Consider the following 16,784-nt stretch of genomic DNA (forward strand, 5'->3'; position numbering starts at 1 on the left):
GGAATGGTTGACCCGTCCTTGTCCGGCGTCTTCACCACTCGCCAATGAAGGGCGGCGCCTTGACGATCGCCTGCGCCGCGCTGGAGCCGCGCATCAAGCGCGCCGCTCCGGTCTATCCGTTCCTGAGCGATTATCAGAGGGTATGGGAAATGGATCAGGCCAAGGACGCGTACGAGGAGCTGCGGGGCTACTTCCGCCGCTTCGATCCCCGGCATCAGCGCCAGGAGGAAATCTTCACGCGCCTCGGCTACATCGATATCCAGCATCTCGCTTCGCGCATTACCGCCGAGGTGCTGCTCGGCGTCGGCCTGATGGATTCCATCTGCCCGCCGTCGACCCAGTTCGCCGCCTACAACAAGATCGCCTCGCCCAAGTCCGTGGAGATCTATCCGGATTACGGGCATGAAGGACTGCCCGGCCTGCATGACGACATCGTGCAGTTCATGCTGAAGCTGTAGGACCTAGCCATAACGTACATGCTTTTTGCCTGCCGCCCAAGCGGGAGAAAGCAGAAAGAGATCCGCTCCGACATGGGGTGCTTTCTTTCCGCTCCATGCAGAAGAGCCTCGACCGCAGCCCCGCAAGCAGCCGCATCCGGATTCATGCCGGATGCGGCCTTTTTTTTGGAAAATTCATCTATTTCAGAAACAATTTCAACTTTCCTGTAAACATGGCTATTAAATGACTTGGAAAATCAAAAGTTAAGAGATCAAACCAGAGCTGTATAGCGGTCCGACCCCTCCTCTCCATCATCCATCCGGGAAGATGATTCTAGTGTTTAAGTAGGGAAATCGGTCGTATAAACAAAATGAAACATTTTATATAAAATTTAATTTTGTTGTTTACAAGAAGAATGAAGCGGGATTATAATCAAGCTGTAATTTGTAAGCGTGTTCATATCCAGCCGCGGGTTATTCTTCCGGGACGCCGGAGAGCGGCTTGGAGAGTCTTGCCTGATGGCAGGGAAAGACCATCACATCTAAATGGGGGAAACAAGCATGAAAAGGACGACAATGCTTCTCTCGGTATCTCTGGCGATGGCCGTGCTTACGGCGGCCTGCTCCGGCGGGAACGGAAACGGCGATTCCGCAGCCGGCAACGGCGGAGCGGCCAACACCGCAGCTTCGAATTCGGGCGGCGGAGCGAAGGAAGCCTCCAAGGAGCCGTATAAAATCAAGATGGCGCTCATGGCCGGTCCTAAAACCCCGGATTCCTGGGCGGAGAAGGCTCTGGAGGAAGAGCTCGCGAAAAGCATGGGGCGTCCGGTCGATGTACAGCCGATCTTCCTGCCCGACTGGTCCGAGCTGAACACCAAGATCAATCTGCTCATGAGCGCCAAGGACACGCGTCCCGGCATCCTGTGGACGGGCGACACGAAGGAATATGCGAAATGGGTCGATGCGGGCATCGCACAGGACGTGACTCCTTCCCTGCAGAAATACGGCAAGCAAATTCTGGATTACTACCGCAAGGACACGCTGTTCTACCACTGGGACAAGAGCGGCAAGATCTTCCGCATTCCCGGCGACGTGCCGGAGGCGAGCTACATGACGACGATTCTGCGCAAGGACTGGCTCGACAAGCTCGGGCTGCAGGTGCCGGCGACGCTGGACGAATACGTCGAGGTGATCCGGGCATTCGCGAACGGAGATCCGGACGGCAACGGCAAGAAGGACACCTACGGCATTTCCGGCGACAACTATTACCGTTCCCTGGCCCCGTTCTTCTACGCGAACGGTCTCGATGTCGAGAACTTCGTCAAGCAGCCGGACGGCTCCATCAAGTTCGGGGCGCTGGATCCGAAGGTCAAGGATGTGCTTGGGCTGCTGAACAAGCTGTACAAGGAAGGCGTCATGGATCCGCGCATGACGACGAGCGCCAACAACGACGACAACAAGGTCAACGACATCTACGCCTCCGGCAAGGTCGGCTCGTTCTACCGCTGGGTCGATTATTTCAACCCGGGCAACTCCGTCAACATGAGCTTCAAGAAGCTCAATCCGACGGGCGAATACATCTCCGTCCCTCCGATGAAAGGGCCGGACGGCTTCAGCTCCGACCTGCCGGATCCCGGCATCGGCTGGTGCTACCTGGTCGTGACGGACGCGACGGACGTCGACAGCGCCGTCCAGGTGCTGAACACGATGGCGACGCCGGAAGTGTTCAAGAAGATCACCTTCGGCAACGAAGGCGAGCATTACAAGATGGAGAGCGGCATCTTCACGCCGACGATCCAGCCGGAGGAAGGAAGCAGGCTGGGACTCGGCAACTTCGGCTGGTATGTCCAGCGCAAGGACGCGGCGAACATCAAGAACACGCCGGAGGTGACCAAGATGTTCGAGGACAAGATCGCGACCTCCCAGCCGATGCGCGACAAGATCGTCGTCTTCAAGGCCATCGAGCGTCCGGAGTGGGACCGCTACTCCGCCGACATCAAGAAGGTGCGCGACGAGCTGTTCTGGGGCATCATTACCGGCAAGACGCCGCTGGACGCCTTCGACAAGTGGCCGGCCCAGTACGAGAAGCTCGGGGGCAAGAAGGTCGACGAAGAGGCGGCGGGAATGTTCGACAAGGAGCAGGCCGAGCGCGTCGAGTACGACAAGTGGTATGAAGAGAACATCACGCCTTATAAATAACCCGCACGGGAGGAGGAGCGGCTCATGGCTGTTACGAAACCGGCCGTCTTGGCCGGCGAGCGGAAGCGGGCGGCACGCGGCACGCTGCTGAAGGATATCGCGCGGGACCGGTATCTGTACCTGCTGCTGCTGCCGGGCCTGCTGCTGGTGCTTGGTGTTCAAGTACATGCCGATGTACGGCGTCGTCATCGCGTTTCAGGAGTACAACATCTACAAAGGCATCTCCGGCAGCGAATGGGTCGGCTTCGACCAGTTCACCCGCCTGTTCCACTCCCCGGACTTCGGGGAGATTCTGGGCAACACGATCATCATCAGCCTCTACAAGCTGGCTGCGTCCTTCACGCTGCCGATCATTCTTGCGCTGCTGCTGAACGAGCTGCGCAGCAAGCTGTTCAAGCGCTTCGCCCAGTCGGTCGTTTATTTGCCCCACTTCATCTCGTGGGTCATTTTCTCCGGCATTCTCATTACGTTCCTCAATCCGGTGGACGGCCTGCTCAACATGATCATCCAGCGCTTCGGCGGCATGCCGGTCGACTTCCTCGGCGACGTCCGGTATTTCCGCTCGGTGCTCGTCATCAGCGACGTCTACAAGGAGGTCGGCTGGGGCACGATCATCTACCTGGCCGCAATCGCCGGCGTCAACGCGGATCTGTACGAGGCGGCCCGCATCGACGGCGCCAGCAAGCTCAAGCAGACATGGCATGTCACGCTGCCGGCGATCCGTCCTGTCATCCTCATCCTGCTCATTCTGAGTCTCGCCAACATTCTGGAGGCCGGCTTCCAGCAGATTTTCCTCCTGTACAGCCCGCTCGTCTACGACGTCGCGGACATTATCGATACGTACGTGTACCGGGTCGGCATCCAGGAAGCGAACTACAGCTACGCGACGGCGGCGGGACTGTTCAAGTCGGCGGTCGCGATGGCATTGATTCTGAGCGTGAACGCGATCGTCAAAAAAAGCGGCCAGGAAGGCCTATGGTAAGGAGGAATCGGCCATGACGCCGATATCGGGAGGCGAGCGCGCCTTCAATGCCGCCAACATCGCCTTTTTCATTCTGCTGATGGCGCTGATGATCTATCCGTTCTGGTACATGGTCATGGCTTCGGTCAGCGATCCGGATCTGACGGCGAGCGGCGGCCTGTTTCTGCTGCCTGCCGGCTTCTCGTCGACCGCGTATCAGGCGGTCTTCCAGAACGTCTCGATCCTGTCGGGCTTCAAGGTGACGATCATCACGACGGCCGCCGGCACGCTTATCGGCACATTCTTCTCCGCAGGGATGGCTTACGCCGTCTCCAAGAAGCGGCTGCGCGGCGGCAAGTTCTTCTCCCTGCTCATCCTGTTCACGATGCTGTTCAGCGGCGGACTGGTGCCCTCTTACCTGCTCGTCAAAATGCTCGGCCTGATCGATTCGTACGGGGCGTTCATCCTGCCCGGCGCGATCGGCGCCTGGAACATTTTCGTCATGATCAGCTTCTTCCGGGGCATTCCCGACGAGCTGGAGGAGGCGGCCAAGATCGACGGGGCGAACGACCTGACGGTGTTCTTCCGGATCGTCCTGCCGCTCTCCAAGCCGGTGCTGGCGACGGTCGGCCTGTTCATCGCAGTCGGGTACTGGAACGACTTCTTCTCCTCCGTGCTGTATGCGACGGAGAAGGACATGTGGCAGCTGCAGATGGTGCTCAAGGATCTCATCAGCAACACGTCGCAGGCGATCTCCCAGGCCGGAATTTCGGTCGCCGTCCAGCAGCAGGTCAATCCGTTCACGGTGAAAATGGCTTCCATCCTCGTATCCAGCGCTCCGATTCTGGCTGTTTATCCTTTCCTGCAAAAGCATTTCGTGAAAGGGGCCTTGATCGGCTCCATCAAAGGCTGACGAGAACGGAACCGCCCCTGGAGCTTTTGGCCGGGGGCTGATTTTCGTTCGGAGGAGATGCAGCCGCGCACAGATCCGATTAAGCGAAGGAGGCGAAGCGCATGCCGCTGGCCCAAGTCGAATTTTTCTCGGAAACGCTGAGCTTATCCAGCTCATTCACCGCTGTCTTTCCGCAGCAGGCAACGTCGATCGGGACGAGGGGCGGGCTGGAGCAGGGCCCTCCGTATCCGGTGCTCTATCTGCTGCACGGAGCGACGGACAACCATACGAACTGGCAGCGGTTCACCTCGATCGAGCGCTATGCGCAGGAGAAGGGCATTGCCGTCATCATGCCTTCGGTTCATTTGAGCTTCTACTCCGACCAGAAAATGGGGCTGCCTTACTTCACTTTTCTGTCCGAGGAGCTGCCGGCGGTGGCGGGCAGCCTCTTCCGCCTGTCGGACCGGAGGGAGGATAGGTTCGCTGCCGGCTTGTCGATGGGCGGATATGGCGCCTTCAAGCTCGGCATCCGTTGTCCGGAGCGGTTCGCTGCCGTGGCGAGCCTGTCCGGCAGCCTCAGCCAGCGGACACGGCTGACGGGAGAGTCGCCGATCGGCAACGCCGCTGTGCTGCGGATGGCGATGCTGACCTTCGGCTCGGCGGAGGAGTATGACGGCAGTCCGGACGACTTGGCTCATGTGCTGGAGCAGCATCTGGCTGCGGGGACTCGATTGCCGAGGTTTTACCAAGGCTGCGGGACAAACGACTTCAATATCGGGCTGAACCGCGATTTCCGCCGCCAGTTCGAGGGCCGCATCGACTTGACCTGCGTGGAGACGGCGGATGCCGGCCATGAATGGAGCTACTGGGACGCCGCGATCCGGGATGTGCTGGATTGGCTGCCGCTGCGGCGAGGCGCCCGTTAAGGCGGACGGAACGGACCCGTGGACAGAAGGAAAAGAGACGAGAGCTGGAGATAGCCGAAAAAGTCGTCTAAATTGGGCTGAAAACGTCGGAAAGCACAGGAGATAGCCGATTGGAGAGCGGCATCCTGATGCGCAGAGTAATATTATGGATGGCGCCGCCCGCCCGACGCAGGTAAGATGAAGGGACAAGGAGGAATGTGGAAATGAAACATGCCTTTGTAACGGGAGCCGACAGAGGGCTTGGCTTCGATTTGACGCTGGAGCTGCTTGAAAGGGGTTACACGGTGTTCGCCGGCAGGTATATGCCGGATTGGGAGGCGCTGGACGGCGTTCCCGAAGGAAGGAGGGACCGTCTTCATGTCCTGGAATTGGACGTCTCGGATCCCGCCAGCGTAGAGAAGGCCGCAGCGGCCGTGTCCGGGAAGACGGACAGCCTCGACTTGATCGTCAACAATGCCGGCATCAGCGGCGACAAGGAAGGATCCATTTTCGGCGACATCAGCTACGAGCATCTCAACAGGATGTACGCTGTCAACGCGGTCGGTCCGCTGCGGATCGTCCAGGCGCTGAGCGGTCTGCTGCTGAAGGGAGCGGACAAGCTTGTGGTGAACATCTCCTCGGAGGCCGGCCAGATCAATCAAGCCTGGCGCGAAGGCTGGTACGGCTACTGCATGTCCAAGGCCGCTCTCAACATCCAGTCCAACATCGTCCATAACGAGCTCAAGGGACATGGCGGCAAGGTGCTTGTGCTTCACCCGGGATGGATGAAGAGTTATATGGGCGGAGTCCTCGGCACGGAAGGCGATCTCACGACGGCGGAAGCGGCGGAGCAGATCGCAGGCACGATCCAGCGCTACCTGGAAGATCGGGAAGAGCGCAAGCACCCCGATTTCCGGGATTACGCCGGGCGCGAGATGAGCTGGACTTGATGGAACCGGGCATGTTCGGAAAAAAGCAAGGGAGGCGACCACATGACCAGAACGGCAAAGGCGCTGCTTCTCGGCGACCAGGCCCACGCGGCCTATCATCCGCTGGAGCCGGCTGAGCAGGAGCTGCGCGGAATGTTGACCGATATGCAAGTGGAGGCGACGGAGGATTACGGCTGCCTGTCGACGGAGGGGCTGGCAGGCTATGATCTGCTGATCTCCTATTCCGATCTCTGGCGGGTGAAGAAGTCCCGCGGGCAAGTGGCGGCGCTGCTGAGTTACGTCAGCGGGGGCGGGGGACTGCTTGTCGTCCATAACGGCATTTCGCTGCAGGCGGACCCCGAGCTGGCCCAGCTGATCGGCGGCCATTTCACCGGCCACCCCGATTACGGTCCGCTGGCGTTTTCGGTGAAGCAGGATGCGGAGGCTCATCCCGTCATGGAGGGAATCCGGGCATTTGCGATGGACGAGGAGCCTTACCGCTTCACGATGGATCCGATAGGTCCGGCCCAAATTCTATTGGAATACAGCCATGAGGGCGGCAGCTGGCCAGCCGCGTGGGCGCATGAATTCGGCCTTGGCAAGGTCGTCTATTTGATGCCCGGACATCATCGGCAGTCGTTCCGGCATCCGGAATACCGCAGGCTGATCGTCCAGGCGGCGGCATGGGCTTCGAATGCATGATCAACAGCATGAATGGACGCGCGGATCCTTGGATGACTGAGGGAAGTTCTCAAATACGCACTATCCACAGTCCGCGATCAAAATGAATAAGAAGCCGGAGCGCCCAGGGGCGTTCCGGCTTCTTTCGTTTCGCTAGGCCCCGGGCAAGGCGCCGCCGTTGACGGAGGAACGCCGGAGCCGGATGAAAAGCTCCGCAGCCGCTGCAAGAAAGGCGATGGAAGCATACACGCCGGCGATGTAGCTGGCCTCGTAGGGAAGGCCTGCTCCGCGATAAAGAACGAAGGCGAAAAAATGGATGCAGGAATTGGTGAAGCAGAAAACATAGCTGCGCAGCATCCACTCCCGATGCGCCATATACCTGCCTTGACGGGCGTGGCGAATGGAGATGACGGCCAGCGCGGGCCAAGCGATGTTGAGCAGGTTGAACGGAATGCTCACCCATTTCCCGCCGGTCGCGTAAGGCGCAAGATAGCCGGAAGTCAGAGATACGGCTAAAATCGAAATCAAGTAGGCATATCCGTTGGCTCGATGCAGCTTGAAGCTGCGCCGGCGCAGCCTGGAAGAGAAGTTGAGAGCTCCAGAGGCTGCCGCCAGACAGGCGAAGGCGACATGCACGCGCATGGCTCCCAGCCACGAGGGTACAGGCACGACTTGATTCAGGCCGGTTTTGACGCCAAGGAAGAAGCCGGCGCGGGGATCGAAGACGTAGTTTTTGAGCAGGGAATATCCGATGACGCAAGCGGCGATGGCGGCTAGCAGGACGGGTCCCCAACTGATTTTCACCTTTGTTCTGGACAAGGAAGCATCTCCCGTAATGGCTAGCTGTAAGCCGGATTCCTTCATATTACCATGAATAATCGGCATTCAGAATGAAAGACTGCAGATTGACAGATCCGAATAACGGGCATATAGTTGTCATAACAACTACTTTTGCGAAGCGGAGGCTTAATATGTCGGACCCGGTATTCAACGATAAGGAAGAAGCAGGACAATTGGATCAGTCCGTCGGCTTTCTGATGGGGGTCGCTTATCGCAGAATCAGCCTGCTCCTGCAGCAGCGGCTGAAGCCTTGGGAGATTACGAGCGAGCAGTGGTCGATGCTGTTCCGCGTATGCGAGCGGGAAGGGCTGATCCAGAAGGAGCTGGCCGATTGGTCCGCCAAGGATAAGCCGACGACGACGCGGATTCTGGACAATCTCGAAGCCAAGGGCCTTATCGAGAGACGTCCGGACGACAGGGATCGCCGTTCCTTGAGAATCCATGCGAGCGATGCAGGCCGCCGTCTCATCGGCGAGACGGCTGCCGTAGAGGCTGAAGCGGTTGCCGGGATTACGGCAGGGATGCGAGCCGAGGAGCAGGAGATGCTGCGCCGCTTGATCCGTCAGCTTATCCGCAACGCGAATTCACAACTGGAGGTAACCTCATGACGAAAGATGCCGGCAACGCGGGCCGATTATGGACCCGCTCTTTTATTGTTCTTACGCTTGGAGCTTTCCTGCTGTTCCTCAGCCTTCAAATGCTGCTTTCGCCTTTGCCGTCCTATGTGAAAGACCGGTTCGATCCAGGCTCCTTCATCATCAGCCTGGTGACGAGCCTGTTCGCCCTGGCGGCGATCGCCTCCCGCTTCGGTACGGCATGGCTGCTGCGGCACGTAGGCCGGAACGCGATTCTATTCTTCGGCCTCGGTCTGGCCGCAGCATCGACCGCTCTCTACGGCGAAGCTGCCAGCATCGGAATGCTGCTGCTGCTGCGTGTATTGTTCGGAATCGGATTCGGCATGGCGAGCACGGTGCTGCCGACGATCGTGACGCAGATCATTCCCCCGTCCCGGCTTGGCGAGGGCGTCGGTTATTTCGGCCTGTCCACCAGCATCGCCATGTCGCTCGGCCCGATGATCGGGCTGTCCGTCATGGGATCTTTCGGATTCGGAGCGCTTTCGTTGACCGGGGGCGCTGCCGCGCTGCTTATCATTCCGCTGCTGCTGGCTCTCCGGGCGATTCCGCCCTTGCCGTCCAAGGCCAAGGCTGCGCTCTCCGCAGCTCCAGATCCTATGGCCGCCAGGCGGCGCTCCGGAAGCATCTGGATGCCGGCCGCGCTCAATGCGCTCATGGCCGTCACGTACGGATCCGTGCTCAGCTACATCGTTCTCTTCGGCGAGGAGCGCCATCTGGCGAACGTTGGCTTGTTCTTCCTTTTCAATGCGGTGACCGTGCTGCTTGTGCGGCCGATCTCGGGGCGGATGTTCGACCGGCACGGGCCGGCCGTCGTTCTGATTCCCGGCGCCGTCGTCCTTATGGCCAGCTTGACTCTCCTGTCCTACTCGCAGCATATGGGGCTGCTGATCGTATCGGCTTTGCTGTACGGACTCGGTTTCGGTTCCATTCAGCCATCGGCGCAAGCATGGATGCTGCGCTCGACTCCCCGCGAGCGGCATGCCTCGGCGAACAGCCTGTTTTATAATTCCACCGATTTCGGCGTCGCATGCGGATCGATGGTGCTTGGAGCGGCTGCATCTTCACTCGGCTATGCGGCGATGTATCGTTGTTCGGCTGGAGTCATGGGCCTTTTCCTCATTGTCTATCTGATCTATTGGACGGCCTCGAAAAAGGGCGCCGCATTGGCGTCAGCAAAATAGCCATCGTTTAAATGAACATGAATTTGAACCGGCCGGCTCTCTGGAGCCGGCTTTTTTTAGGCATTCATGCGGTTTTTGGAGACAAAATGCTTGTCATTCAGCAATGAAGGTGCTGGAGCGGCCCGAACGATGGATTTATTTTTCCGCAGCTGCGCAGACGCGATGAAGCATCCTGCGTTCTATTTTCGTCAAAATCAGAAAATTTAGAATCCTTTCCTTGACATACGCTCCCATTTGTTAATCTAGGTTCGACAAATTTCTTTACACAATATAAATATTTTCGTTCTAAAGAACTTATTTACAAAGAAACATAGGTCTTTTATAGTGGATTTATCGGTGAAAAAACGTCCATTCCATATTTTACAAATGTTCAATGTTCGGAAATAAGGAGGAGCGTGGGGACGAATTTTCTTTCATGTACATAGTGGGATCTCTGGCTTGAATAACGAAATGGAGGAAAGTTGAATGCGAATATCAAGAGAGCTTCGTAGATGGATTGCGAAATCGCTTGCTGTCCTGATGGTCATTTCCCTGGCCGTCCCGACGGGATGGATCGGGCGGGCCGCCGCGGCGGACGCCGTTACGCTGGCTTATTGGGCGGGAACAGGAAGCGGGGCTGGCAGCAGCGCCGTAATCCCCGTTACAAGCGGCCTGCCTCAGAATACTAGCGCTCTTCAATTATCCGGCGCGACAATTACGGGCTTTAGCGGAGGTCCGACAGGCATCAGCGGAGTGGTTTCGGCTAATGCGTGGAGCGGCCCCGGAGCATATTGGGAGGCTGCCCTGCAAACGACAGGCTACTCCAACATTTCGGTATCCTCTCTTCAGCGCGGCTCAGGTACCGGCCCACGCGACTTCAAGCTCCAGTACAGCTTGGACAAAACCGCATGGAACGACGTGGCGCAAGGAGATGTAGTTGTCGCGAACAACTGGACCCAGGGCGTTCTGAATGGAGTACCCCTGCCTTCAAGCGCGGACAATCAGAGCCAGTTGTATCTTCGCTGGACACTGGCGACGAATGCTTCCGTTGGAGGGGCAACGATAGGGGCGGCGGGAACAAGCCAGATCGCGGCCGTCAGCGTCACCGGCACGCCGATCGGCTCCGGCGGAAATCCAGGCGTTCCGGTCACGGCGGCGCCTTCCGCCTCTGGAATCAGCCTGACGGATGCAGGCATTCTGACCGGCGCTCCCGGTTCGGTACCTGTAACTTCGTATGTGTATGTATACTACAATGAGGCGGCATCGACTCCTCAGATCAAGCTGCAGGCTGCCGGGGACGGCTCCTTCGGCACGGCGGTCGATACGGCGGACGGCAAGAGCAAAGTATGGGTGACCGCCCAGGAAAGCGGCAAGCAGGAAAGCGCCAAGACGGCGGTATCGGTCGCCAAGTCGGCGACGCCTGATGCCGCCAAGCTCATCTTCGCCAATCCGACGACGCTCACGGGAGCCGCAGGCTCGGTGGCGGGCGGCTCCGCCGTAACAGCGGCGTTCGAGGACGGCACGCAGGCGGGTACGGCAACGGCAGGCCAGGACGGCTCCTTCGCCATGACTCTGTCCAATCCATCCTCCAAGACGAAGGTGCTCGTCGCGGCCAAGGAGCAGGGCAAGCTGAAGAGCGACGCTGCCACAGCCGTGATTCAAGGCTCCGGAGGCGCTCTCGGCTACAAGCCGGGCGACGTCGTCATCAGCCAGGCTTACCTGAACGGCGGCAACAGCGGCGCCTTCTACAAGACGAAATTTTTCGAGCTGTACAATACGACCGACAAGGACATCAACTTCAACAACCAATGGGCTTTGATGTACGGAGGGTCCTCCTCGACGGCATTCGGCACGATTACGAAGCTGACGGGAATCATCAAAGCGCACGGCTACTATCTCGTAGCCGGCAATACAGGAACGGCCGGAGCGGCATTGCCGGTCGATGCCGATCAGACGTCGTCGCTCAATCCGAGCGGCTCCACGGGCGGCATTCTTGCCCTGGCTCAGAAGACGACAGCCGTCTCGGGCGATACGGACAACGATCTGGTCGATCTGCTCGCTTACGGCAACGGCACCACGACGAGCTTCAACATCAAGACCCCGAACTGGGGATCGCCGTTCTTTACTTCCAACGTAGGAAGCGGCACGGTCCTCCGCAAGACGGACGCGGGCTCCGACCCTCGATCCGCGATCGGCCTCGGCAACGGATACTGGACCCGGAACAATGCCAACGATTTTGTCATGAACGTTCCGAACAGCACGGCAGCTCCGGAAGAGATTTCCGTCCGCAACTCGAAATGGATGGCTGCGCCGGATGCCTCCAAGCTGACCCTTTCCGCCTCGTCGGTCCAAGGAACGGCCGGCTCGGTGCCGGCAGCGGCGGCTGTCAGCGTCTATGCGCTGAACGGCAGCGACCTGGCTGCAGCGGGACAAGCTACAAGCGCGGCTGACGGTTCGTTTACGGTGAGCTTGCCGAGCCCGGCTTCCACGGTATACGTGGCATTTGCCGGCGCGGGGAGCTCAAGCGCCTACACACGCCTGGATTCGGCGGATCAAAGCGCTGCCGTTCTCCCGATCGGCACAGCGCGCACGGTCGATGCCAAGGGGCTCCCGCTTCATATCGGCTACCGCACGACGATCCAAGGAACGGTGACGACGGCCAACAAGGCGCTGGGATCGGAAAATACAAGCTTCTACATTCAGGATGCCACCGGCGGCATCAATGTCATCGGCAAGGATACGCCGGCATTCCCGATCGTGCCGGGACAAAAGGTGAAGCTCAGCGGTTATCTGGTCTTCGCGGCGGGCACTTCCGCATTCGTGCCCGTGTCGATGACGGATCAAGGAAGCGGCACGCTTCCAGGCGCCGAGCTGGTCCGTTCGTCGGACCTCGGTTCCTTCGCAGCAGCTGAGCCGCTCGAGGGCAAGCTCGTCCGCATCAAAGCCAAAGTATCGAACATCCCGGCAACGGGTCCGGACTACAACGTCACGGTCGTCGACGGCGAAGGCAATGCGTCGATCGTCCGCATCCTGGCCCAATCCGGCATCGACATGACCGGTACGACGGTGGAGCTGGGCGAAACCTACTCCTTCACCGGCATCGTGGGCCAGAGCAAGGCAGGCTCTCCTTATACGAGCGGCTACTACCTCATGCCCCGCAGCGCGGCAGACGTCCGCGGAGATCTGCAGCTTCAGCACACGCCTTTGCTGAAGGCTTACACCGGAGTCGACGTCACGTTCAAGGCTTCCGCCAAATACGCAGAGTCGGTGACGGTATTCTATCGCGCGGCGGAGGGCCAGGCCTTCACGCCGGTCCAACTGAACTCGGCTGACGGACTCAACTACAACGGCCGGATCGCCAAGGAAAACGTTCCTCCGAACAGCTTCCAATACTATATGGAAGCGGCTGGAGGAGGAGATACGACTTCCGCAGGAAGCGCAGAAAAGCCTTACACGGTCGAAGTCGGTACGGATACGGACGGTCCTGCGTTCTTCAATCCGGTTCCGGGCGAAAACGAGGAAGTCGAGACGATGCATCCGATCGTGTCCGTTGAGCTGGAGGATCCGAACGGCGTGGACTTGTCCTCCCTGACGATCGCCATCGACGGCAAAGACCTTACGGCCAAGGCAGCCCTCACCGAGGGATCGATCAAGCTCGCGCTGACTCCCGACGACGATCTCGCTCAAGGCGTCCATGAAGTGCGAGTAACCGCCAAGGACAAGCTGGGCAATCCTTCGGATGCCAGCTGGTCGTTCCGGGTTGCGGAGCGCTTTACGGGCGGCAACCACTACTACGGAACGACGCACAACCATACCAATATTTCGCATGACGCGGCGGGAACGCCGGAAGACGCACTCAAAGCCGCCGAGAAGTACGGCTATGATTTCTTCGCCTTCTCCGACCATTCCCATGATATCGACGCCTCGCAGGTAGGCAAGGATACGGTCGACCACAACGGCATGCCGGAGCGCACCGGCGGCTCGGACTGGCAGCTGACCAAGGATTTGGCTACCCAGTACACCAAGGACGGCCAGTTCGTCGTATTCCCTGCGTTCGAGATGACCGCTACCACCTGGGGCCACTCCAACGTTTTCGGGACGACAAACTTCATCGACCGTGTCGTCAGCGGCGGCAAATATCAGAGCCTGCAAAACTATTATGCCTGGATCGTGAGCTATGACGACATCGTCGCTCAGTTCAACCATCCTGCGATGGGCTCCAACGCCTTCAACAACTTCATTCCTTACGACAAAAAAGTAGACAAGCTGTTCACGATGCTCGAAGTGGGCAACGGATCCGGCAACTACTCGTATGCGAACGCGGAGAACAAGTTCTTCAGCGCGCTCGATATCGGATGGCATGTCGCGCCGACGTACGGCGAGGACAACCATGACGCGACCTGGGGCCAGACCAAGCAGCGGACGGTCATCGTCTCCAAGGACTTGAGCCAGGAATCGCTGCTCGATGCGATGAAGAAGATGCGCGTCTACTTCACGGAGGACCCGAGCGCCAAGCTGGATGTATCCGCAAGCGGCTGGTATATGGGCTCCACGACCGACACGAAGACGCTCAACTTCGACATCAAGGTTAGCGATCCGCTGCTCGAGAAAAAAGAGGATCCGAAATTCAGCTACCTGAAATCGCAGTCCAACGACAATATCGCCAAAATCGAGCTGGTCACGAACGGCGGCCGGGTTCTTGAAACCTATACGCCGACTTCCGACACGACCGACTACAATTGGAAGCCGAAAACGATCAATGTCGTCGGCGGCCAGCAATGGTTCGTCGTTCGCGTGACGCAGAAGGACGGGGACCGCATCTATTCCTCCCCGATCTGGACACCGGTTGAGCCTGTAGCCGTCAAGGTCAACAGCGTCTCGACGACCGACGGCGCCATCATCGGAGGCTACGCGGCGAACCTGCAGGCGGGAATCAGCAACCTGGGCACGGTCGACGTGAAGAACATCACGGCGAAGTTCTACTATGACCAGGCGGATGCCGCCCATCTGATCGGCGAGGCCGGCATCGACTCGCTTGCGGCCAATGCTTCAACGACGGCCAGCGTCGTCTGGAGCAATCCGGTCGCCGGAGAGCACAAGATCATCGTCGTCCTCTCATCGACGGATAGGGATCTGGGAGAGAACAAGTACGAGCAGATTTTCTCCATCAAGGCCCCGCTCGGCAAGACGATTCTAATCGACGCGTCCAAGAACAACGAGAACACGACGAAGGACGCCGGCACGTACAAGGACAACATGAAGCTGTTCTCCGTGAAGATGAGGCAGCAGGGCTATACGGTAGCGGAAAATGCAGCCGCGATCACCGATGCGGTGCTCAAGGATGCGGCCGTTCTGTATATTTCCCACCCGGCATCCGCTTACAGCAGCTCGGAGATTGCCGCCATCAACCGCTATGTAAGCGGCGGGGGATCGGTCTGGCTGTCGGAGAAGAGCAACTACGGCGGCTCGAACCAGAATCTCAACGATGTCCTGGCGGGAATCAGCTCCGCCGTCAGGGTGAACAACGACGGCGTCTTCGACGAGACGCCGGAGGGCAACTTCTGGAGCAATCCGCTCACGTCCAACTTCTCCGTGCGCGCTCATCCTGCGCCGGTAAGCAATTACCTGACGGATTTCATCTCGACGCTGGATTACTATAGCGGCTCGAGCTTGGCCAAGGCCGGCAAAGAGGCTCTGACGGACGGAAACGGCGTCACGGTCCTCGTCCGCGGCAACGAGACGACCTTCCAGGATACAAGCAGCATCAAGAGCGACACGGTCATCTACAACCAAAGGACGTCGAACGGCAAAAACGGCCCGGCATTGGCGGATGTGACCGGGGGCTCCAGCATCCCGCTCATCGCCTCCGAACAGCTCGGCAAAGGCCGGGTCGTCGTATCGGGCATGAACGTATTCAACGATAAGCAGATGGATGAGACGTACAATGCGAAAGGCAATGCGCCGCTCTCCGTCTCCGTCATGAATTGGCTTGCCGGTCTCGAGACGAAGGCGATTCCGATCGGCGCGGCAAGGACGCTGCCGGAGGAGACGCCGATTATGGTCGAGGGCACCGTTACGACTGCAGCGGGAGTATTCTTCGATGCCTTCTATGTCCAGGACGCTACCGGCGGCATTATGGCCTTCAACGACGTTCTGGCGGGATCGCTGTCCGTCGGAGACAAGGTCCGGGTATACGGGCATGTCAAAATTTTCGAGAACAACACCGAGCTTGAGTTCGGCACATTCGCGCAGAGCGTCGTCAAGGTTTCAACCGGCGTGCCGCTTGAGCCCAAGGCTGTCGGAACGGCGGAGTCCGTGTCGGACAGCTACCAGGGCCAGCTTGTGAAGGTGACCGGCAAGGTGCTGTCCAAGCCGGATGCGAATTCCTTCATCATCGACGACGGCAGCGGTCCGGTGCTCGTCTTCGTAGACGGATACATCGCGACCCAAAGCGGTCCGGTTCCGGATCTCGCTCCGGGCGATATCCTTGAAGCTGCGGGCTTGTCCGGCCGATATGCCGAGGGCGACCGGATCCGGGTGCGCGATACCAAGGAATTGAAGAAGGCAGAATCGGTACCGCTAGTCGAAATTCATTTCGCAAATCCGGGCTTGAAGATCAGGGCGGGCGAAACAGGCAAGCTCGCCGTGAACTTCGTTCCTGTCCAAGCGACCAACAAAGAGCTGCAATGGTCATCGGCGGATGAAACGATCGCAACGGTGACTTACGGAGTCGTCACTGGACTCAAAGCGGGCAAGGTTGCAATCAGCGCGCTCTCGGTCGACTCAGGATTGTCCGCCGTGACAGAGGTCGAAATCGTTCAGCCGGTCACAAGCATAACGCTGGAGCCGAGCGTCCTTGAGCTGACGGAAGGGGAGACAGCCACCCTTCATGCCATCATTGCTCCTGCCGATGCATCGAATCAGGGAGTATCATGGACATCAAGCAACAATCTGGTTGCAGAAGTGAACGACGGCGTCGTTCAAGCCCGCAAAGCCGGTGAAGCGACAGTTACGGCTACGACTTACGATGGCGGGTTTAAGGCCACGGCTATGATCAAGGTCAATGCGGCCACGACGGAGCCGCCGACGACGGAGCCGCCGACGACGGAGCCGCCAACAACGGAGCCGCCGACAACGGAGCCGCC

10 protein-coding genes and 1 pseudogene are annotated in these 16,784 nt (G+C 59.0%); 10 read left to right on the forward strand and 1 reads right to left on the reverse strand.

The features are described from left to right. Positions 1–47: 47 nt before the first annotated feature. The 7 genes and pseudogenes from BN871_RS22890 to BN871_RS22920 all read left to right on the forward strand — a co-directional run. Positions 48–458, forward strand: a pseudogene (locus BN871_RS22890) (acetylxylan esterase); the annotation flags it as partial. 540 nt (positions 459–998) lie between these two features. Further along, entirely contained in the window at positions 999–2,636 is a 1,638-nt protein-coding gene (locus BN871_RS22895; RefSeq protein WP_048749122.1) for an extracellular solute-binding protein, read from the forward strand. 166 nt (positions 2,637–2,802) lie between these two features. After that, the gene (locus BN871_RS22900) at positions 2,803–3,618 is read left to right on the forward strand and encodes a sugar ABC transporter permease (protein ID WP_232313278.1); all 816 of its coding nucleotides are present in this window, start codon (positions 2,803–2,805) and stop codon (positions 3,616–3,618) included. A 13-nt stretch (positions 3,619–3,631) separates the two neighbouring features. Then, positions 3,632–4,510, forward strand: coding sequence for a carbohydrate ABC transporter permease (locus BN871_RS22905; protein WP_048749124.1), 879 nt, complete (start codon positions 3,632–3,634; stop codon positions 4,508–4,510). Between the two features lie 101 nt (positions 4,511–4,611). Further along, positions 4,612–5,415 carry an alpha/beta hydrolase family protein gene (locus BN871_RS22910; protein WP_021880595.1) on the forward strand — a complete coding sequence of 268 codons (804 nt, stop codon included), beginning with the start codon at positions 4,612–4,614 and terminating at the stop codon, positions 5,413–5,415. A gap of 203 nt (positions 5,416–5,618) precedes the next feature. Further along, complete coding sequence (locus BN871_RS22915) at positions 5,619–6,344, forward strand: SDR family oxidoreductase (RefSeq protein WP_049869106.1); 726 nt, start codon at positions 5,619–5,621, stop codon at positions 6,342–6,344. Positions 6,345–6,386: 42 nt separating this feature from the next. Then, positions 6,387–7,025, forward strand: coding sequence for a ThuA domain-containing protein (locus BN871_RS22920; protein WP_021880593.1), 639 nt, complete (start codon positions 6,387–6,389; stop codon positions 7,023–7,025). A 132-nt stretch (positions 7,026–7,157) separates the two neighbouring features. On the opposite strand, the gene BN871_RS22925 is transcribed toward BN871_RS22920, so the two are convergent. After that, the gene (locus tag BN871_RS22925; RefSeq protein WP_048749127.1) at positions 7,158–7,823 is read right to left on the reverse strand and encodes a DUF2306 domain-containing protein; all 666 of its coding nucleotides are present in this window, start codon (positions 7,821–7,823) and stop codon (positions 7,158–7,160) included. Between the two features lie 152 nt (positions 7,824–7,975). Between BN871_RS22925 and BN871_RS22930 the strand changes: the two genes are divergently transcribed. The 3 genes from BN871_RS22930 to BN871_RS22940 all read left to right on the forward strand — a co-directional run. Further along, entirely contained in the window at positions 7,976–8,452 is a 477-nt protein-coding gene (locus BN871_RS22930; RefSeq protein ID WP_048749129.1) for a MarR family winged helix-turn-helix transcriptional regulator, read from the forward strand. After that, complete coding sequence (locus BN871_RS22935) at positions 8,449–9,660, forward strand: MFS transporter (RefSeq protein WP_021880590.1); 1,212 nt, start codon at positions 8,449–8,451, stop codon at positions 9,658–9,660. The genes BN871_RS22930 and BN871_RS22935 overlap by 4 nt, the downstream gene beginning before the upstream one ends. Before the next feature lie 465 nt (positions 9,661–10,125). Beyond that, positions 10,126–16,784 (forward strand): CehA/McbA family metallohydrolase (locus BN871_RS22940; protein ID WP_048749131.1); only part of this gene is annotated, 6,659 nt, incomplete at its 3' end.

The organism is Paenibacillus sp. P22 (assembly GCF_000469945.2).
Taxonomy (GTDB): Bacteria; Bacillota; Bacilli; order Paenibacillales; family Paenibacillaceae; genus Paenibacillus_O; species Paenibacillus_O humicus.

Bases quoted from the DNA above. Each gene is read 5' to 3' on its own strand.
- BN871_RS22930 (WP_048749129.1), top strand. From the start codon at position 7,976: ATGTCGGACCCGGTATTCAACGATAAGGAAGAAGCAGGACAATTGGAT.
- BN871_RS22915 (WP_049869106.1), top strand. From the start codon at position 5,619: ATGAAACATGCCTTTGTAACGGGAGCCGACAGAGGGCTTGGCTTCGAT.
- BN871_RS22935 (WP_021880590.1), top strand. From the start codon at position 8,449: ATGACGAAAGATGCCGGCAACGCGGGCCGATTATGGACCCGCTCTTTT.
- BN871_RS22900 (WP_232313278.1), top strand. From the start codon at position 2,803: ATGCCGATGTACGGCGTCGTCATCGCGTTTCAGGAGTACAACATCTAC.
- BN871_RS22905 (WP_048749124.1), top strand. From the start codon at position 3,632: ATGACGCCGATATCGGGAGGCGAGCGCGCCTTCAATGCCGCCAACATC.
- BN871_RS22895 (WP_048749122.1), top strand. From the start codon at position 999: ATGAAAAGGACGACAATGCTTCTCTCGGTATCTCTGGCGATGGCCGTG.
- BN871_RS22910 (WP_021880595.1), top strand. From the start codon at position 4,612: ATGCCGCTGGCCCAAGTCGAATTTTTCTCGGAAACGCTGAGCTTATCC.
- BN871_RS22920 (WP_021880593.1), top strand. From the start codon at position 6,387: ATGACCAGAACGGCAAAGGCGCTGCTTCTCGGCGACCAGGCCCACGCG.